Below are 19,686 nucleotides of genomic sequence, written 5' to 3'. Positions count from 1 at the left end.
TTGCCTGCCAGGCCGCCTTCGCGAGCAAGCCCGCTCCTACACTGAAACGCATTCCAACTGTGGGAGCGGGCTTGCTCGCGAAGGCGATAGTTCAGTCAGCGAACAATTCCGCTGACTCAACCTTCAGCGAATCCCCGCCAATAACGTCCGCGCCGTTTGCCTGAGGGGTTCATCCCCTTCCTTGAGCAACTCATTGAGCAAGGCAATCGCGCTGTCGATATCCCCGTCATCAATGCAGGTCTGCGCCTGTTCGAGCTTCTCAGAACCGTATTCCGGCTCAGTGCCCCCAAGCTCCAGCGGTTCCAGCACCAGCGATTGCTCCGGTTCGCCGAACTCGTTGAGAAAGTCATCGTCCAGCGGCTGCGCGTCCGGTTCGGGGATCCACTCCAGCTCCGCCTCTTCGCTGGCCGCTGTTTCGGGCAGCTCGAAGTCCGGCGGCAGGATCTCGAGATCGGAGTTCGATGCAGTCCGCTCTACGGGCTGCTCAGGTGTCAAACGACTGTCTTCAAGATCCCAACTGGACGCCATCGACAGCTCACCCAGATTCAACTCGAAATCATCCTCGGGCGCCGGTGACGCAGGAGCAGCCACTGCCGCAGCAGCGACGATCGGCAATACCGGGGTAATCGGCGCAGCGCCGGTCAACTTTGGATGCCGCTCACGGATCGCGGCCAGTTGCTGCGGATCAACTCCTGCATCACGCAAGCGACTTTCCTGTTGTTCATAAGCTGCGCTGTCCCCTTGCCGCCCCAACACTTCGAGCAATTGCACACCCAACTCGGTGCGCTCGGGCTCCTTGTCCATGGCATTGCGCAACAGCCCGACCGCCTCACTCAAACGCCCATAGGCCAGATAGATCCCCACCGCCTCCAGCACATCGCCGGCCGCCGGTTCTTCACGGTGTTCGGTGGCTGCGCGGATGCTTGCCGATTGGGGGGCTGGCGGCTCTTCAGGATCTGTTTGTCGAGCTGCCGGGAGAGCTGCCAGTGGTGCGGTGCCCTCCACCAGCTGCCGCCGACGCCGTACGAACAGCCCGGCACCCAATAATCCCAGCAGCATCAACAAGCCACCGAGCAGCGGCCAGTTGAGTCCATCGTCGGCAGCTTCAGGCGCGGTGATGACTGGCGCGGGAGTTGGCGGCGTGATGGCTGGTGCCGGTGGCTGTTGCAGTTCGCTCAAACGCGTTTGTAGATCACTGACCTGCTTTTTACCGTCGGCAATCTGCACATCTTGCGCCTGCAGTCTGGCGTTGAGTTCGTCCACGGTCTTCTGCAACTGCTGATTGAGCAACACGCTGGCCGCCAATTGCTCGGCCACGGCATCGTTGGCTGGCGCCGCCGGAGCAGGTGGCGCTGAAGGGGCGGCGTCGCGCTTGCCCTGAGCAGCCTGAGGCGCCGCCGTGGCAGGTTCGACGGTGGGAAATTCAGAGGATTGCGCACGTGGATCGGGCTCGTCGGTGGCCGGCACGATACTCGGCGATCCGGGTGGATCGATCAGCAGCGTGTACTCGCGCAGCAGGCGGCCATTGGGCTGATTGAGCTGCACCAGAAAATTCAGGAAGGGTTCATTGACCGGTTTGCGCGAGGTCACCCGGATCATCTGGCGATTGCCATGCAGGATCGGGGTGAACTTGAGGTCATTGAGGAAGAACACCCGCTCGACCCCGGCCCGGGCGAATTCATCCGCGGTGGCCAGGCTGGCCGAGAGGTCGCTGGCACTGAGGCCAGCGGCATCCACCAGCGCGATGTCGGCCTTGAGCGGCTGATTGAGGGCTGAGTGGACGGTGATGTCGCCCAACCCCAGTGCCATCGACCAGGTCGAATAGCTGAATACACCAGCGACCAGCAGCCATCTGGCGCCACCGCGCAGTACAACGTGCCGACTTGCGAGCATGAGCATCCCTTAAATAAGCAAAACCGGTTTCTATGCGTTCGCACATCCGGTACGAACACGATATTGCCCAGTAGTTCTTATAGTCTGCTCTGCGCGATCCCTCAAAAAACCGGCGCGCGGTTTATGCCTCAAGATTTTTCCAGGTTGCCCAGAATGTGCCCGTGAACGCGCATGCACACCTTAAGATCCGCCTCGTCGACGCCTTCGAACAATTCGTGGCGCAACTGTGTAGCGATGGTTTCGATTTGTTCGATCAGCGGCAACGCCGGGGCGCAGAGCACGATTTTTTTCGCCCGGCGGTCTTCCATCACCGACTGACGTTGCACCAGGCCCTGGCTTTCCAGGCTGTCGAGCAAGCGCGCGAGGGTCGGCCCTTCGACACCGACGCTTTGCGCCAGCTCGCGTTGGGTCGGCGCGTCTTCGAAACGCGCCAGATGCAGCAGCACCAGCCAGCGCGCCTGGGACAAGCCCAGACCGGCCAGCCGGCGATCCAGTTCGGCACGCCAGCCACGAGACATCTGGGCCAATTGCATGCCAAAGCGGTGTTGATCGGTTAACGGCATAAAACACTCATGAGTAGACTGACAAATAGAGAAAAACTAATTATTAGTCAGCTAAGCATGACATTTGGCTATAGGCAAGAGCCGACCTGTACTGAATCGTTACAACTGCCTGACGGTTGGCGCAATCGCCCTCTTACATTTCGAATTCCGATTGCAGCGCAGCCCTTACGCAGTAAAGAACACCCTCCGGAACCCGACCGGCGAACAGCTCGGCCACTTCGGCGACCGACGGCAACTCGCCCTCGCCGTCGAGGAACGCGTCCTGCACTTCGCCCATCAGTTCTTCAGGCAAGTCGAGCGCCTGCTCCAGCGACAACTGTTGCTTGCCGATGGCCTCGGCGAGCATCGTGTAGACGTTCTTTTCCGAGCATTGCAACTGCCCGGCGATCTGCATCGGGGTCATGCCGGCGCGGGCCAGGGTGATCAGTTCGTGACGCACATCGGCCACCACTTTCGGCGCCTCGGCCTCGCCGCCGAGCACTTCGAGGAAGGCTTCGCCGTAACGTTCCAGCTTGCGCGCACCAACACCGCTGACCCGCGCCATGTCGGCCAGCGAGGTCGGCTGGCTGCGGAGCATTTCCAGCAGGGTCGAATCGGGGAAGATGACGTACGGTGGCACGCCATGCTCTTCGGCGAGTTTGCGCCGCAGTGCACGCAAGGCTTCCCACTGTTCGCGCTCTTCCCCACGCACCAACTGACTGGCCGGACTCTTGCTGGCGGTCTTGGCGGTGACTTGCGGCTTGAGGTCGCGGCGCAGCTCCAGGCTCACTTCGCCCTTGAGCAATGGCCGGCAGGTATCGCTCAGGCGCAGGCCACCGTAGCCTTCATGATCGACGTCGGCCAGACCACGCGCCACCAGTTGCCGGAACAACGAGCGCCATTCGCTCTCGCTCAGCGCCTTGCCGACGCCGTACACCGACAGGTGCTGATGGCCAAAGCTGCGGACCTTTTCGTTGTCTTTGCCCAGCAACACGTCCACCAGATGGCCGACGCCATAGCGCTGGCCGGTGCGATAGATCGCCGACAGTGCCTGACGCGCCGGCTCGGTGGCGTCCCAGGTCTGCACGCCGTCGACGCAGTTGTCGCAGTGGCCGCACGGCTCGGGCATGTCTTCGTCGAAATACGCCAGCAGGGTCTGCCGGCGGCAGCGGGTTTCTTCACAGAGCGAGAGCATCGCATCGAGTTTGTGCTGCTCCAGACGCTTGTGGCGCTCATCGCCTTCGGAGTTCTGCAGCATCTGCTTGAGCATCACCACGTCTTGCAGACCGTAGGCCATCCACGCATCCGCCGGCAGGCCATCACGGCCGCCGCGCCCGGTTTCCTGATAGTAGGCCTCGAGGGATTTCGGCAGATCGAGGTGCGCGACGAAACGCACGTTGGGCTTGTCGATGCCCATACCGAACGCCACGGTGGCGACCATGATCAGGCCTTCCTCGTTGAGGAAGCGCTTCTGGTGATAGGCGCGCAAATCGTTGGGCAAACCGGCGTGATACGGCAGCGCCGGGAAGCCCTGCTCGCTGAGGAACGCGGCGACTTCCTCGACCTTCTTGCGCGACAGGCAGTAGACGATGCCGGCATCGCTGCGCCGCTCGGCAAGGAACGCGAGCAACTGCTTGCGCGGCTGTTCCTTGGGCACGATGCGGTAGAAGATGTTCGGGCGGTCGAAGCTCGACAGGAAACGCTCGGCGTTCTGCAGGTGCAGGCGGGTGACGATTTCTTCGCGGGTACGCTTGTCGGCGGTGGCAGTCAGGGCGATGCGCGGTACGTCGGGGAACATTTCCGCCAACTGGCCCAGTTGCAGGTATTCCGGGCGGAAATCATGGCCCCATTGCGACACGCAATGCGCTTCGTCGATGGCGAACAGGGCGATGTTCAAGCCTTGCAGGAACGACAGCATGCGCGGCTGCACCAGACGCTCCGGCGCCAGATAGAGCATTTTCACTTCGCCACGCTTGATCCGGTTGGCGAGGTCACGTTGTTGTTCAGCGCTCAACGTGGAGTTCAGCGCGGCGGCGGCCACGCCCAGCTCTTCGAGGGTGGCGACCTGATCGTCCATCAACGCGATCAACGGCGACACCACCACCGCCAGGCCTTCGCGCAGCAGCGCCGGTACCTGGAAGCACAGGGACTTGCCGCCACCGGTAGGCATCAGCACCAGCGCATCACCGCCGCTGGCCACGCGCTCAATGATTGCACCCTGACGGCCACGGAAACTGTCGTAGCCGAAGATGTCCTTGAGGACGCGTTGAGCCTGTTCGAGCATAAAAACTCCAAAAATCTACCGAAACATCCCTGCACAGGCTGGTTCAGGACAGCCACAGCTGCTTAAACAAAACGTAAGAACGCATTGCAATGACAGCCGCAATACGCGCAGGGAGCGCAAAACGCGGCAGTATACCCGAGCGTTCCCCGGCACAGGGTGCCGCTGATAAGACTCCGCTAGCCGCCAACACGAAAACCCTGTGGGAGCGGGCTTGCTCGCGAAGGCGGCGTGCCAGTCGATGCAAAAGTGTCTGATACGCCGTATTCGCGAGCAAGCCCGCTCCCACTGGGATATTCGTGTTGCCTGTAATTGCGGCAAATCTGCCGTGCGGCTGGCTTGAGCGCTCAAGAAGGCCTAGAATTCCCGCATTGTTTATTCCCCCAAGGTAGCCCCGTAATGTCCTTCGCTGAGCAACTAACCCGCCTGCAAGTCTTTCTCGACGCCGACGAGCTGCACGAAGAGGCGCTGGATTACGTGGCCGCCCACGGTTACCTGACCGCCCTGTCGATCTGTGCAGAAGACGTACCGGAGCGTGAGTGGATCGACGCCCTGTTCGCCGAAGAGCCGCATTACAGCAGCGAGGCCCAGCGCGAAGAAATCGAAGCCACGCTGATCGGTCTAAAGGCGCACATCGCCCGTCAACTGGCGTCCGACGAAGAATTCGAACTGCCGTGCGACCTGGACCTGGGCGACGAGCCGGACGACTCTGAACTGCGCGGCTGGTGCATCGGCTTCATGGAAGGCGTATTCCTGCGTGAAGCGGCCTGGTTCGAAACCGCTGAAGAAGAAGTCAGCGAAATGCTCCTGCCGATCATGGTCGGTTCGGGCTTGTTCGACGAGCAGCCAGAGTTCGAAGACATCGCCAAGGACGCCAACCTGATGGACGACATGATCGTGCAGATCCCGGAAGCCCTGACCGCGCTGTACCTGCTGTGCCAGGCGCCAGACGAAAAACCGGCGATCCTCAAGCCACGTCACCACTAAGATCCGGCCTATGGACAACCCCATAGGCAACCGCTCCCTGATGTTGCGCTACTTCCTGCTGGCCGTCGGCTGGCTCAGCGTGGCATTGGGGGTGATCGGGATTTTCCTGCCGGTTCTGCCCACCACCCCTTTCCTTTTGCTGGCGGCCGCCTGTTTCGCCCGCAGCTCTCCGCGTTTCTATCAATGGCTGGTCGAGCACCCGAAGCTCGGGCCATGGATCCGCGACTACCTCGACGGCAACGGCATTCCGCTCAAGGGCAAGGTCTACGCGATCGGGCTGATGTGGGCGAGCATTCTGTTCTCGTGCTACCTGGTGCCGCTGCCGTGGGCACGGGGGTTCATGTTGACCAGCGCGGTGTTGGTGACGGTGTACATCCTTCGGCAAAAGACTTTGGATAAATCCTGAATACCGCCGCCCCCGCTACATCTGCATTTATCCCCGATACAGCGCCTCAGGCCGTCTATTTCGTGTGTTTCGAGCCAGTTATCCAAGTGCCCTGGCACTGACCGCTCGTCGGACAAAACCTCCTACCTGTTATTTCTGACAGTAGGCAGCACTCGCCATATCAGGCCCAATCAATCAACGCCTTCCTCGCAGAGCCACCTGTCCTTCGCCGAGGTTTTTCGTCATGACGCACTTTCACTCCTTCCTGTTTCCACGCTTGCAGACTGAAGTTCCGGGGCTGAAACTGCGTCCCTTGCGGATTTCGGCCATGATAGAGCCGATCGTCAATGGGGACGGCGGTATCAACTGCAAAACCTACTACCAGTTTCCCGACGGTTTGTTCTGCGCCGTCGATGCCTACGCCGAACCCATGCGCAAAGGTGACACGCTCGATATTTATTGGGGCAAGGATCACAAGATCTTTACCCGGGTTCTGCAGGACGACGAAGACGGCAGCAACCAACCGGTGTTTTTCTTCCTGCCTGTGACGAACATCCTTCCCGGCTGGGTCGACGAGGTCTACTACGTACTGACCCGCGCGGGCAGCACCAGCCCCGAGGAGCCCGCCACGCCCTTGCGAATATTGGTGAAGCTGGATCTGCCAGGCGGCAAAGACGATGAACCCCATTTGCCCGGACATGCAAAATTGCACATCGTGCAGCTGCCGCGCGACGTCATCGTTAACGGCGTGGATGCGGTTTGGGCAGCCAAGGGTGTGCCGATGGTTATTCCTCCCTACCCGAACATCGCCGTGCGCGACGTTATCCAAGTGCAATGGGGCAACGCCTTCTTGTCACCTCATACCGTCAGCGCCGATGAGGCAGCCGGCACGGCACCTATCGAGATCACCGCACACCAGGACGATATTGTGGCCGGTGGCGACGGCAACGCGCAGGTGGTGCATTACGGGATCCATGACGAGGTATTCAACCACTCCGAGAAGTGGTCGCTGAGGACCACAGTCAAAGTCATGTCCGGAATCCGGCAGCTGGATAAGCCGATTATCCAGGAGTCAGTCAACGGCATCATTGATCTCGACAAATTGAACAATCGCGATGTCAACGTGCATGTTCGCGCCTCCACCAGCGATTTCCAGGTGGGTGACACCGTCACCATGACCTGGGTAGGCACACCACCCACCGGTGCTCCGCTGCCCAACCAACAATCCCAGAGGGTGGAAAGCTTCCCCAGCATCCTCATGTTTCAGATTCCGAATGCGCAGGTCCGGGCGATTGCCAGGGGAACCGCAGACGTATCGTATGTGCGCTACAAAAAGGACGATGGCTCTGCGCTCCCCTCCAGGCACGAACTCGCCACGGTGGAAGGCCGGATCCCCGCGCCGGTCTTAAGCGAAGCCGCGGGCAATACGGTGAGTGCCGATATCACATCGGCCACCGTGAACATTCAGTACCCGGGCATGACCATGGACGATATCGTCGACATGGCCTGGCTGGGCACCAAGGCCAATGGCATTCCCTACTTGTATGAGGCTCGGCACATCGTCAGCCCGCAGGACGTGGAAAATCATCTCGTGACCTTGTACGTGCCGGGAAAACATCTGCGGGTGCTGGAGAACGGTGCGCTGAATCTGTTCTACCGGGTGTCCCGTGACGGGCCGCACTGGCGGGGCGCGCATGAGTCCGGACATCAGGAAATCAACGTGTTGCGATTCACCTGAGTCGCAGGCGTCAGGTCAACCCGCCGGCCCGGACAGCGGGTTGACCGGCAGTCCAGCACAAAAAAACGCCCGGCAGGTGCGAGGCGTTTTTCAGGTATTCACATCATGACGCTGCTTACCAGGTCCAGCGCGCTCCGAAACTCAAGTCATACGGTTTCTCGATGGACTTGCCATGGCTGTAGTCGTAACCGGCATACACTTGCAGGTCCTTGGTCAATGCCACTGCAACGCCTGCGCCCAGCACACCACGGGTGCCAGACAAGTCGTTGTTGAACTGATTATCAGCGTTGACCGTCACGCGGTTGTTATTGATGAACTCGTGCTGCACCGCAACGCGCACATAAGGCTGGGCGACCATGCCATTGCCCATGTTGAAATTGCGGCCTACAGTGGTTCCCGCTTCACCCAGCACCGAGCGGCTGCGATCACCGTCGGCCTCCATGCCATTGTCCAGATCAAAGTTGCGCCCCTGAACCACCGCTGTCGACAGTTTGCCGTACGGCTCGATGAAGTAGCCATCCTCCAGTTTGATCTGGCGACCGAACTCCGCCGAAGCGCTGACACCGGAGCTGTCATAACTGCCCTTGGCGCGGGTGCCATCGCTCATGCCGACTTTCGTATCGCTCTGAAAGCGGTTGAACTTGAGCAGCGCATCAAAGTAGTAACCGCTCTGCTTGTTCATCCAGGTCACGTAAGGGCCCAGATAGTAGCTGTCGACCGTACCCGAAGTCCCCTGTGCGACGTCCAGATTGGTATGGCTGTAGCCACCCATGATCCCGGCCACCCACAGACTGTCGCCCAGGTGCGTATCCGCCCCCAGCGAAAGCCCCTGCTGGGTCTGCTGATAACCCACTCCGGAAGCGGCGTTGATGTTGTACTTGTTGCCGTAGGTGCGCATCCACAGGCCGGTGTCACCCCCATTGAAACGCAACTCGCCCATGCGGCTGCGCCATGTTGCCGCCTCGGCATACAACAGCGTCACCGGAGCGTTGAACAGCGCCAGTACCGATTTCGCCCCGGGGCTGATGGTCTTGGTGGTCGGGTCGAGAAACCATTCCGTACCGCCCTCCCCCACTTCTCGCCGAGCGAGGTCATACGACCAGGTACCCAGATCGACATGCCCGCCTCTCAGGGCAAATTGCGCGTCGCCGGCGGCGGTGTGCACCAGGGTCAACTGCTGCGGGTTCACCGCGTCCAGACCGGAAGCGGCCACCAGTAATCCGAATTGCCCGGTGGCAACACCCGTGACATTGAGGAAGTCGTGCAGACCGGTAGCGAAATTGCCCTTCATTTCGAACGTACTGGAACCATCCGGCGAGCCGGCCAGCGTGCCGACGTTCAACTGGTAGAAGGTATCTGGCACATCCTGCGCACCAAAGCGCACCGTCCCGCCATTCATGGCGAGTGTTCCTACAGTGTCAGCGCCTGTGAGGGTCCAGCTCGAACCGCTGTTGACGGTCACACCGTTGACCTTGTCGAGACGGCCGGTCAGTTGCGAGTTGTTCTGCAGGGTGACGTTGGCGGTCGAACCGTTTTCGACCAGCACATCGCCCTTCATGTTGCCCTGATCGAAGGTGAGATTGGCGGTACTGTTGCCGGCGACGTTGACGTTGCCTTGCAGCGTGCTGTCGCTGACAGACATGCCCGCGGTGGAAGCGCCCTGCACCGTCAGCACGTTGCCGTTGCCCCCCGTCAGGGAGGACTGGTTCAACACCTCAAGGGTGGCATTGATGCCCTTGTCCACAAGAATCGCATCACCGGTGCGGCCTTCCACACTGGCGTTGTCGAGCCGCAGTGAATTGTTGCCCAGGCCCGAGGGATCCCTGCCCATAGTCACCCCGGTCTTGTCGCCGCTGATAACCGTGTTTGCGGAGGCGCGTACGTCCCCCCCCAATATGTTCAGGCCGGTACTGTCAGCTCCAGTGCCCGTCACCTGACTGTTGATGAGCGTGAGCGTGCTCAAGCCGGTGACCTGAGCACCGATTTCCCCACCCTTGAATTGACTGTCGGTTGCAGTGACCGTGGAGCCCAGGGTCGAGCCGATAGACCGATTGACCGCCAGCCCCATAAAGTCGCTGGTCACGATGGCGCGAGTGAGATCACCCGTGCTGCCGGTTATGCGGATACCCTCCAGCCCACTGTCGGCATTGACCGTTGCGCCGTTGATATTCAACGTTGATCCGGACGTGACAGACAGACTCTGGGTGGTGGCCCCCGCGATGTTCAGCACACTTGCGTTGCGTACCAGATAATCGCTCTGCGGTGTGCTTGCATCGATATTCAGCGTATTGCCGTTATCGACAATAACGGCGGCAAAAGAATGCCCGCCGGTAAAAAAAAATGCTGGCAGCACGACCAGCATTTTAAAGAGTCCTGCCGCAGCATTTTTTTGCAGCGAAACATGGTTTTTGTTCATGACGTGGCTTCCTGAATGTTCATCACCTCACATCTTTCAGAAGAAACGCCAAAAGACTGTAAGAGGCGCGAACAATACCTATCCGGGTCAAGCAAAAATGTAGGAGAAGTCCTAGCTCCGGACGGAAAAGTCCTTTCCCGCTCGAGGAATGATCCGCCTGTTTCAGCAACCGTTTCAGCGAGGACACGGGAGGCGTAGCGGCCTCCCGTGTTTCCTTTGAAACGCGTTGAATCAGGTAGGCAACGGGCAACTTCCGCCATCACCCGGATTGACCAGGTACACCCTGACCAAATGCTCTTTGGAGGGAACCTCGCGCCCGTTAATAACAGCCGTATAACCGACTCCACCCCACGCATTCAGAGTCGCGAGCAAGGGCTCGTATGGGATCTTCACAATGAAGCCGGACGCGGCCTCCTGATCTGTCGGTGTGTAGAACACCTCCTTGTCTGTCCCGGGTTTGGGGTTTGCACCGCCGTCGTCGGTATAACCCTGATAGGTGAATGTCAGCTCTTGATTCGCCAGTGCCAATTCCCCGCCCGGGACGTGCACCTCGACCACCACACCCTCGATGGGATCTAGGCGCAAGGCTTTGCAGTTCAGCCAGTCAGTATAGTTAGGATCAAGGTGTAAAAATGCCGGATCAGGGACAGTGTCCTCTTGAATCTCCACATCCACCTCCTGAGGTTCTGAAATATCTACGTTGTCGTTCAGCGAATGACCGATGACGTAAGGCATCGGGTGCGTTGGATCACCGTTACCTGCCGCCGCAAAAACGCTCCACTCGACTTCCCACTTCAGAGTTGTGGGAACAGGGTCTGGAATCGTAACGAGGCCGCCATCCTCCTCAGAAACAAGCTGGCCCGCATATACAAGTTGAACGGTGTCATTTTCCTTGGCGTCGGTATAGGTATCGACCGTGACAGTAACAACCTGATCTTTGTCGGCTTCTCGCAACGTATTGACAGGGCCCCCGGAACCTCCCTGAACCGTCACCAACGCCAGATTCGGATTGGTCGGGTCTGGATTTTCCGGATCAATCGGCAGACCGGGCTTTCGCAAATCAACTTTAACTTCTTTGGAAATCGGAGTTGGCGGGTAATAAGTGCTGCCGCGTTTGATTTGGTACTCGACCTCTACAGTTTTTTCACCAGGGTCGCCGTTGAACACGTCTTTAAACGAAATATCGACGTAAAACGGGAACCCGCTGATGGTCTTCGCCATCTGCAGAATGCCGTCGTAGGTCACCACCAACTCATCTCCCGGCAAGTAGTGGGTGTATTCGTCATAGATTCCCACGCCCAAAGGGTGTTGCGCATCCGCCAGATCGACCAGACCGTCACCGACACCGTCATACAGCGGAATACTAAGGGGCAACAGCCCCTCGGGTGGGTCCGTCAGAACGACCGTAACGTGGACTGGTGGAGAAAAAGTACTTGGGTTTCCCTTACGGTCGGTGACTCTGAAAAAAAGCGCGTGAGTCCCTTCATCTTGCTTGAATACTTGTTCAGCGGTAAGTCTAAGCACGATATCAGTGGTGGTATCAGTCCGGGTGACCGAATCGACAACCTCTGCCAACACTGTCGAGTCCCCATATAACAACTCTATAAAATCGCCAATCTTCATATCTCCATAATTAGAAATCTTAATGGCTACAAAACCATTATCGTCCAGATATTTTTTGGTAATACCGTCATTTATTATTTCATCCGGAAGTCCAACCGGAAAAAACGGGTGCGGAGGAGTTCTGTCAACATTGCACTTCAACGGAACAGAGTTGCTCTCATTACCGCCTTGATCGATAAAGTATCCCAACTCATGTGTCCCCGGCCTATCGGTGTATCCGACAGGAAACGTCATGTCGATTTCAAGAATATCGGGGTCCAGCGGCGTCGTATAACGGTATCGAGTAGAGGGTATCCGACTTCCGTCAAACGTCAGATCAATGAAGCCCGGTATCACCTCCGGGTCGTCAGCCTCCGCAGGCCTCGGAACCAGACATTTGAAAGGCTTTCCCTGCAGGCTTAGCGGAATCTGGTTGGTTTCATCATCCGCCGTATCGTCTAGAAATGGGTTGTCTGGATGCACTTTGATCACGGGCGCATCAACTTTTGTAACAGCATGGCGAACTTTCATATAATCGACCCGACTTTGTTCAGCGGGCGTCAATGGTTTCGGACTTGCCATTTTTCAACTCCTTCAGAAACGGGCTTTATCTGCCCGGAATTTTGTCAATCAACTAACGCCCAAAACGCGGGCACAACACTCTCTGTCAGCCACGAATAAATACTCGTGACTGTCCCGACTAAAAACGGCTAATGCACTTTAATTAATCAAATACCCGTTACGGTTCCGTGCAGGTTTCATTAGTGGGTGAGCACACTGCACCACTGGGCATGGTTCTATTGATAATCACGAACTCTTTTTTTGAAACACCCTGCCCACCCGTAAACTTTTTCAAGGTGTAATGACATAACGCCGAACCCTGGTTTTCCATCGGCGCTATCAATTTTTCGTAATCGGTCACATGCACTTCAAAACCGTTTCTTGCCTGATCCGCACTCAAAGTGGTGAAGAACGGTTTCGCGGCCCCGGGAATGGGCGTGGTGCCATTCGGTCCCGCGCATCCCTGCCAGAACAAAGTCACGATGTCCTTCTCGTCAAACGCCGGGTTGCCTTCAATCCTCACGCGCACCCGCTCCCAGAGACGCGGTTTCGCACAGCAGTCAAGCGTTCCTCTGATGCCAGCGTCAGGGAACGAAGGCTCTTCGAGACCTTCGATAATGATGATCGACACCTTGACGGGCGTGAATGGCGCCAACTGCTGGTTGACGCCATTGCTGGTGGTGTAATGGACCGGCAACGCCGGGTTCAGCCGGTCCTGGTCAATGACCGACCATGGAATATTGAACGGCACTCTCTTGCCGGCAACGTCACCGCTCTGGACGATGTATCTCGCCACGGGCGTACTCATGCTCCCCCAATAAACTTCGATCGTGTGTCCTCGTTCAGGTGCGTCGAACAAGGTCAGGAAGCCGTCGGCGTCCTCGCCGAAATCTTCGGTAAGCAATGTGTTCAGCACCTTGGAGTTGGCGCCGTAGATCTCCAGCAAGGCAAGCTTGGGGTTCAACAACGCCGGCGCATCGGCGTGATCCTGGCCTGCCACCGTCAGGTTCACCGATACCAGGGTTTCCATTGATGGTTTGCTATCGACGCCCCCTGAACGCACGCGGTAAGTGACACGAGCATTCACCGGCCCCAGCCCCTTGGCTGTGAGCGCACTCCACGGCACAGGGATCACGCAAGGAAAGTTGGCCGGGTCGACATCCTGCGGCGGCAGAACAGTGCCATCCCAGTCCAGCAGTATCTGATCGCCGCTCAACGGATTGTCATAGGCATCGATTTCGACCGTCACCGCCCCTTGGTTGACCGCTCCCTCCCGGGCGTGCTGCCGATCGATCAAGCCTCTGTCCGACAGGGGGATGCGCGGAGGTTTGTGAACGGGCACCCCCGGGCTCAGATCGACGAACACAGGCAGCGGCCGCGAGCGCGGCCCCCGGTTTCCGGCCCAGTCGCGCAAGCGATAATAGATGTATCGCTGTCCATGACCGCGCAGGCGAATTTCGTCTGCGTAGACGGTGATGATGAGTTGATCGTTATCGATATCAAACTGACTGAACGCCTGCTCGCGGATTTCGGTTTCGAAGTCCGGTGGCGTGTTGGTGTCCGTCCAGTAATAAATCGCCCGGTCACGAGCCTTTACGTCCAGATAGAGGCGTACTTTGAAACGAACCTGACCGTGCTCGTCCAAATAGTCATCGGTGATGTCGCCCTCAAGATCCAGCAGCTCCAGCATCGCCGGTTCCTGGCCGTCATCCGGCGGCACTCTATCGACAGTGATGGTTTTTTTCAGCGATTCCGCGTCGTTGCCACCAATCACGAGCTTGTACGACAGGTCGTAAACGCCAGCTGCCAGGTCCCCTTGAGGCACCGAAACAATCTTGTCACCCGGATCAATGGGAATATCGAACGGGAACACCCCCGCCGTGTCGTCATCAAAGGGAAGCCCCCGTCGCCTGAAGCCCACCAACACGACGTCTTTTACGAATTCCGGCTCTGTCGAGAAATCCCACGCCGGAATCGTGATTTTCAAATCGCGATTCAATACATCGCGAGGTAATAGCCCGTCCGGGCTCTCATTACCCTCTTCGTCTTTCAGGATATCCGGAACAATCGGTTCTGGAATAACCACAAGACTTGTTTCGACATCGCCGCGCGCGTGTTGCGGATCCATCGACGACTCTTCTGGGGGCACCATTGCGAAACTCCACGGCAATTGAGCGGGCAGTGTTCTCGCGCAGGGCAGTCGTGAAGATAAAACGGGCCATTGACTGACGATGGCGTGGAACGTTTGTGACCCAATTAGATGCCTGCCGGAAAAAGCTGACTACTGTCAGAAATACTAGGTTTGCTTACCGTTTGTCGGGAAGCCGATGGAAACGACTGAACAGTCAGCTCAGCGTGAAGCTGTATTTTTGTTGAGCAGAAGGGGGTCACCGCAGAGTCGACTTCCCTGCGGCAGCGCCTACGGGGAAGTCGTTTCAGGCACGCAAAACCCGCCCCCCGACCGTTCATCGCAAATACGTCCTTACCTGTAATTTCTGACAGTAGCCAACGCTCGCCACCTGCCCCTAAATAACCCAGAGCCTTTGCTTCCCACGACTCTGGAGTCTTCAGCATGCTTATTCAGCCCCCTCGCCTCCCGGCCCCCAAGTCTCTGCGGCAACTGGAAATACCCGACCGTACGCAGCCGGCCCTGGAGGGGGGGGTGTGGGGGATCAATATCGCCGCCGCGCAGTTGCTGGCGCCCGACAAGGGGCTGAAAGTCTATTGCCCACCCTGGTACCTTATGGGTTTAGGTGACCACATCGAGCTGCTGCTCGACGGTATTCAGGTCGACCAGACCACCCTCGTCAAGCCAGAGGATGTCGGCGAGCGTGTCACCCTGTATGTCCCGCCCACGCGGTTCGTGACCGGGGCCTATACGCTGCAATATCGGGTCAAGGTATTCGAACAGACTCCGGAAATTTCGCTGCCTCCGGTGAATATCTTCGTCAAACTCGAACGGCCCGGCGGCAAGGATGAAAACGGCAGTGCCCCGGGGCATTCCGAGCTGTACATGTACATCGATCCGCGGATCATCAACGATGGCGTGGACAAGGAAACCGCCGAAACCGGCCTCGACATCATCATCAAGGCCAAACCCGGCAGCAGCAGCCTGTTGCCCTACCCCAACATGGCCGTGGGTGACCGCTGCAAATTGACCTGGGGTGGCTGGTTCGAGTATTCGCCACGGGTGACCCAGGATCACATCGATGACCCGCAGGGCCATCCACTGGTCATCCATGTCGACAAGGCCACCATCCTCGCCGCCGGCGATACCGATAGCCTGGCCGTAGCCTTTGAAGTACACGACATTGTCGACAACCGCTCCGAAGACTGGTGCGCCGCAGTGCGGATTGCCGTCGATACCGGCAACAAGCGCCTGCCGCCTCCCATGGTCAAAGAGGCCTTCAACAGTGAGCTGGACATGGACAAGCTGGGAGAGGCGCCGCTGACCTTGCAAGTGGTGGTCGATGCGCCTGAATTCCGGATCGGCGATGTGATCATCGGCCTGGGCAAGGGCACCACGCTGGACGGCGAACCGATCAACGTTGAAGTCCGCGGCGAGCCCCTCATCAGCGTGGGCAACATCTACGAATTGGCCCTGCCAAGCGCCGACATACGTTTGCTGGCCAAAACCCAGGCCGTGTTCAGTTATCGCGTGGAACGCAGCGGGTCTGATGATCGCTCCTCCAGCGGGCGCTTCGTCAGTATAAAAGGAGAAACCCGACGCCTGCTCGCACCGATTGCCGTGGATGCGCAACAAGGGGCACTCGACCCTGATCGGGTGTACACCACCGCCGTCATCCCCTTTGATCCGATGATGCAGGTGGGCATGGTCATCGTTCTGCGCTGGGTCGGCACCCGCCAGGATTTCAGCGTCTACGACCCGGAACTGGACTGGCACACCCTTAGCAAGGGCGATATCGACGACAAAGAACCGATCCCGATCATCGTCGAAGGCAAACACCTCAAAGCCATCGAGGGCGGCACGCTGGATTTGTTCTACGTGCTGATGGCCGAGGGCAACGATGGAGGCATCATTCAGCGTGAGTCACTGCACCATGCTCTGTTGCGGGTGGGTGAACCGCTGCTGGAACTGGTCGCGCCCATCGTCCTCGGTGAGGCCGGCGGAACACTCGAACCCGAGGACCTGCCCGGCGGTTCGAGCAAACTGACCGCCCCGGCTGCCGCCGAACCCACCAAAGCGGGTGACAAGGTCACCTATACCTGGCGCGGCTCGAAAACCGGCAAGACCAGCGACTCGGTGCCGATCAATTCGCTCAATGCCGGCAAAGCCATCGATTTCACCCTGAACCCGACCTTCGTCCAGACCCACATCGAACCCAATCGCGGCGGCACTGTGGACGCGATGTATGAAATCCTCAGGGTGGCGGCAGGCTCCACGCCGGAACGTGTCAGCTACTCGCGGACGTTGAATTTCACTGTCGGCGAAGCCGTGCTGCTGACCCGGCCGAAGGTTCAGCAGGCCGAGGCCGATGGCACTACCTTGCAGCCGATCAAGGCCGTGGAAGCCCTGACCGTCAACATCGATTCGCAAGACTTGCTGCTCAGCGATCTGCTCAGCGTGACCTGGACCGGCGCACCCGGCACCGCCGCCGGCGGCTCGCACACCACCCCGGCCAGACCCATCAGTGAAACCACGCTGACAATCGAACTGCCGGTCACCGTGCTGGCATTCAACCTGGGCAAAACCGTCACCGTGACGTACACCGTCATCCGCAACGGTGCGCCCCGCACCTCGTTGCCGCTGTTGTTGAATGTCGGCACCTTGCCGGACTCAAGCTTGATCCTGCCGGTGATCATGGACGCCGACGATGACGGCGAGGGCCAGGAGTTCAACGTAGGGAATCTGACCAGCAATGCCACCTATCGCATGGGCGTCTGGCCGTTGATTGCCACAGGCCAATATGTCTGGCTGCGTCTGAGAGGGACGAACGCGGATGGCAGCGACTACAACCTGCAGATTCATACGGCACCAGGCTCAATGGTCAGCGACAAGTGGCTCGAACAAGGTTATTACGAGCGGAGCATCGCCTTTGCAGGCTTGAGAAACCTTAAGGATGGCAGCCCGCTGACCATGGAATTCAAGGCCGCGTTCGGCAAGAGCACGGATGAGGATGAAGCGGCGGTATTCCCTGTGCGCACCTACACGATCAAAGCGGCTCTTGCTCTGGTTATCAATACCGAGCCTGTATCGCTTGGCGGCTGGATTTTCCGGTCCGATCACACTCCCACAAATCCTCCGGGTGGCAGTTTTGTCGACAGGCAGGCAAGCGGGGGCGTCCCACCCTATCAATACTCATCAAGCAACTCAGCGGCCGCAGAAGTGAATATCACCAATGGTCGGGTGATTTCCAAAGGCAACGGTACCGCTGTCATTACGGTTCGCGATAGTGCAAACCAGACGGTGTCCTACCCTGTTTCAGTCTCGAACGTATATCGAATCTTCGGAACCGGCGCGTTCAATACCTATACCCAATGCAGCAATGCGGCGGCTAATCAGGGTGGGCGAATTCCGTCCTTGGCGGAGTGGCGTTCATATATCAGCACCTATGCGGGCTTAGCGACAGACCATGTATGGTGCTGGGCGGCTGATTCGGCCGGCACTGGCAAACGCTGGGCGATTTATCCGGCCACAGGAGAAACGAAGGCTTTAAGAGATCTGGGTTTTGGAGGCGACACGGCAAACGGGTACGGCATCAGGTAATCCGGGCTTGATACCCCGCAACAGCCACCTACTCAGGACAATCTGAATACAACGGATAAGGATAGGGATTTATCTGATGGCAATCGCGAGCAGGCTCGCTCATGCAATGGATCTTGCCGGGCACTTAACCAGTGACCAACGCAGATCCACTGTGGGAGCGGGCTTGCTCGCGAAAAGGCCATTACTGCTGTCGGCTATTCCTTTGGCACAACATTATCCAGTACCTGATTCACCGCCAATTCCCCGAGCATCACCACCTGCGCAATGCCCAACACCGTATTACGACCCGGCCCCTCCAGCGTGCCGGCGAAATCGCCGAGCATGACCGTGGCCGAGGCCAGGGATTCGCAGGCGTTGGCCAGCAGGGATTCGGTGTCGGTTTGCGGGTTGACCATGAACATGCTGCTGGGGGTGTACGGCGTGGCCATGATATGCGCGGGTGCGAGGTAGTGGTCGAGAGCGCGTTCGGCGGCTTCGTGGAGTTTTCTGGAGTTGAGGGATTCGTAGGGTGATAGCGGGTCTGTGATTGGCGGATTGGGCTTGGTTTCGGACATCAGCAGGAACTCCGATCAAAGTACTTTGAAAGAATGACTCCCTGTAGGAGCTGCCGAAGGCTGCGATCTTTTGATCTTGTTTTTTAAAAGCAACATCAAAAGATCGCAGCCTGCGGCAGCTCCTACAGGGGACCGGGTGATTAGTTCGGCACGCGGCGGCCGTCCAGTACCCGGTTGACCATCAGTTCACTGAGCATGATCACCTGATGCAGCATCAGCATCGCCCGGCGCTGTGGGTTGTCGACGGTGTCGCCGATGTCGCGGGCCATGTCGCTGGCGGCGGCCAGGGATTCGCAGGCTTCGACGAGCAAGGTTTCTTCATCCACCTCGGGGTCGATGAGGAAGATTCTGTTCGCCTTGCATGACGAGGTTGAAGGGATCGAGATCTTCAGGGCGCCGGGGTTGAGGTAGAAGTTGATGGCGCGGTCGGTTGCCGCTTTTATCTTCTGCGGGTCGAGGGCCGGGTCGTACGGGATCGAGGTGTCCGGGGGGTTGGGTGTGGCTTTGAACATAGGTGACTCGCTGTTTTGAATAAGTGAGGAGCCATCACTCTCGCTACCAAACGAAGGGTGGCGGCCATTTGTGGGTTGGTAGACCGGTCAAAACAGTAAACCCGGCGCTCCCGAAGGAGCCCCACGCATGGCCACCATCAAAGCAGAGCCCCAAAAACGGACCTGTAATGTGGCGCACGACTGTAATGAAACGGGCTACCAAACCCGATCACTGATTTTCAGTGACAGGGAAACGATATAGCCCGCCCCATAGCCGTGTAAGCCGGCGGATTCTGGCGTACGCGTAGGTAACGGCGCAAGGCGTTGTAGCCGGCATGGCGTAACGGTTCGTGTACTTTAAACGTGGTTGCGGGGTTATGTTTATGTGCGGGGTTTGCTCTGTTGTTTTGATTTTGTCTGGCAAGCCGCTTTCGCGAGCAGGCTCGCTCCCACAGTTGGAATGCGTGCATTCAGGCGGGAGGTTGGTCGGCTGGGAGGCCGCCATCGC

General features: G+C 58.5%; 12 protein-coding genes. 4 read left to right on the top strand and 8 right to left on the bottom strand.

Translation table 11 applies throughout. The features are described from left to right. Positions 1-123 precede the first annotated feature (123 nt). The 3 genes from V3W27_RS19230 to recQ all read right to left on the bottom strand — a co-directional run bounded on the left by V3W27_RS19230 (position 124) and on the right by recQ (position 4,719). Positions 124-1,893, bottom strand: a complete 1,770-nt coding sequence (locus V3W27_RS19230) for a FimV/HubP family polar landmark protein (protein WP_247267738.1) — start codon at positions 1,891-1,893, stop codon at positions 124-126. Between the two features lie 128 nt (positions 1,894-2,021). After that, positions 2,022-2,456 (bottom strand): MarR family transcriptional regulator, encoded by a 435-nt coding sequence (locus tag V3W27_RS19225; protein WP_027613988.1) that lies wholly within the window; start codon positions 2,454-2,456, stop codon positions 2,022-2,024. 133 nt (positions 2,457-2,589) lie between these two features. After that, positions 2,590-4,719, bottom strand: coding sequence for a DNA helicase RecQ (gene recQ, locus V3W27_RS19220; protein ID WP_247267739.1), 2,130 nt, complete (start codon positions 4,717-4,719; stop codon positions 2,590-2,592). Positions 4,720-5,115: 396 nt separating this feature from the next. Between recQ and V3W27_RS19215 the strand changes: the two genes are divergently transcribed. The 3 genes from V3W27_RS19215 (at position 5,116) to V3W27_RS19205 (ending at position 7,826) form a co-directional block, all read left to right on the top strand. After that, entirely contained in the window at positions 5,116-5,703 is a 588-nt protein-coding gene (locus V3W27_RS19215) for a UPF0149 family protein (protein WP_007962155.1), read from the top strand. A gap of 10 nt (positions 5,704-5,713) precedes the next feature. Then, the gene (locus V3W27_RS19210) at positions 5,714-6,109 is read left to right on the top strand and encodes a YbaN family protein (RefSeq protein WP_098967773.1); all 396 of its coding nucleotides are present in this window, start codon (positions 5,714-5,716) and stop codon (positions 6,107-6,109) included. Positions 6,110-6,332: 223 nt separating this feature from the next. After that, complete coding sequence (locus tag V3W27_RS19205; protein ID WP_330207298.1) at positions 6,333-7,826, top strand: hypothetical protein; 1,494 nt, start codon at positions 6,333-6,335, stop codon at positions 7,824-7,826. 115 nt (positions 7,827-7,941) lie between these two features. Here V3W27_RS19205 and V3W27_RS19200 read toward each other — a convergent pair whose 3' ends face one another. The 3 genes from V3W27_RS19200 to V3W27_RS19190 all read right to left on the bottom strand — a co-directional run bounded on the left by V3W27_RS19200 (position 7,942) and on the right by V3W27_RS19190 (position 14,533). Continuing rightward, the gene (locus V3W27_RS19200; RefSeq protein ID WP_330207297.1) at positions 7,942-10,188 is read right to left on the bottom strand and encodes an autotransporter outer membrane beta-barrel domain-containing protein; all 2,247 of its coding nucleotides are present in this window, start codon (positions 10,186-10,188) and stop codon (positions 7,942-7,944) included. A gap of 285 nt (positions 10,189-10,473) precedes the next feature. Continuing rightward, positions 10,474-12,426 carry a hypothetical protein gene (locus V3W27_RS19195; protein WP_330207296.1) on the bottom strand — a complete coding sequence of 651 codons (1,953 nt, stop codon included), beginning with the start codon at positions 12,424-12,426 and terminating at the stop codon, positions 10,474-10,476. A 157-nt stretch (positions 12,427-12,583) separates the two neighbouring features. Beyond that, the gene (locus tag V3W27_RS19190) at positions 12,584-14,533 is read right to left on the bottom strand and encodes a hypothetical protein (RefSeq protein ID WP_330207295.1); all 1,950 of its coding nucleotides are present in this window, start codon (positions 14,531-14,533) and stop codon (positions 12,584-12,586) included. 534 nt (positions 14,534-15,067) lie between these two features. Here V3W27_RS19190 and V3W27_RS19185 point away from each other — a divergent pair. After that, entirely contained in the window at positions 15,068-18,133 is a 3,066-nt protein-coding gene (locus tag V3W27_RS19185; RefSeq protein WP_330207294.1) for a hypothetical protein, read from the top strand. A gap of 194 nt (positions 18,134-18,327) precedes the next feature. Here the strand turns inward: V3W27_RS19185 and V3W27_RS19180 are convergent, their stop codons facing one another. Together V3W27_RS19180 and V3W27_RS19175 are read right to left on the bottom strand one after the other, a co-directional pair. Then, a complete protein-coding gene (locus V3W27_RS19180) occupies positions 18,328-18,687 on the bottom strand; it encodes a DUF6124 family protein (protein ID WP_330207293.1) in 360 nt (119 codons plus the stop codon). Positions 18,688-18,827: 140 nt separating this feature from the next. Beyond that, entirely contained in the window at positions 18,828-19,199 is a 372-nt protein-coding gene (locus tag V3W27_RS19175; protein WP_330207292.1) for a DUF6124 family protein, read from the bottom strand. Positions 19,200-19,686: the final 487 nt, after the last annotated feature.

Origin of the sequence: Pseudomonas sp. AM14(2022) (genome assembly GCF_036346455.1) — a bacterium.
Lineage (GTDB): Bacteria > Pseudomonadota > Gammaproteobacteria > Pseudomonadales > Pseudomonadaceae > Aquipseudomonas > Aquipseudomonas putida_A.
This window is presented reverse-complemented; position numbering and strand designations above follow the sequence as displayed.

Excerpts from the sequence above, each read along its gene's own strand:
- V3W27_RS19230 (WP_247267738.1), bottom strand. The coding sequence starts at position 1,893 with ATGCTCGCAAGTCGGCACGTTGTACTGCGCGGTGGCGCCAGATGGCTG.
- V3W27_RS19225 (WP_027613988.1), bottom strand. The coding sequence starts at position 2,456 with ATGCCGTTAACCGATCAACACCGCTTTGGCATGCAATTGGCCCAGATG.
- recQ (WP_247267739.1), bottom strand. The coding sequence starts at position 4,719 with ATGCTCGAACAGGCTCAACGCGTCCTCAAGGACATCTTCGGCTACGAC.
- V3W27_RS19215 (WP_007962155.1), top strand. The coding sequence starts at position 5,116 with ATGTCCTTCGCTGAGCAACTAACCCGCCTGCAAGTCTTTCTCGACGCC.
- V3W27_RS19210 (WP_098967773.1), top strand. The coding sequence starts at position 5,714 with ATGGACAACCCCATAGGCAACCGCTCCCTGATGTTGCGCTACTTCCTG.
- V3W27_RS19205 (WP_330207298.1), top strand. The coding sequence starts at position 6,333 with ATGACGCACTTTCACTCCTTCCTGTTTCCACGCTTGCAGACTGAAGTT.
- V3W27_RS19200 (WP_330207297.1), bottom strand. The coding sequence starts at position 10,188 with ATGCTGGTCGTGCTGCCAGCATTTTTTTTTACCGGCGGGCATTCTTTT.
- V3W27_RS19195 (WP_330207296.1), bottom strand. The coding sequence starts at position 12,426 with ATGGCAAGTCCGAAACCATTGACGCCCGCTGAACAAAGTCGGGTCGAT.
- V3W27_RS19190 (WP_330207295.1), bottom strand. The coding sequence starts at position 14,533 with ATGGATCCGCAACACGCGCGCGGCGATGTCGAAACAAGTCTTGTGGTT.
- V3W27_RS19180 (WP_330207293.1), bottom strand. The coding sequence starts at position 18,687 with ATGTCCGAAACCAAGCCCAATCCGCCAATCACAGACCCGCTATCACCC.
- V3W27_RS19175 (WP_330207292.1), bottom strand. The coding sequence starts at position 19,199 with ATGTTCAAAGCCACACCCAACCCCCCGGACACCTCGATCCCGTACGAC.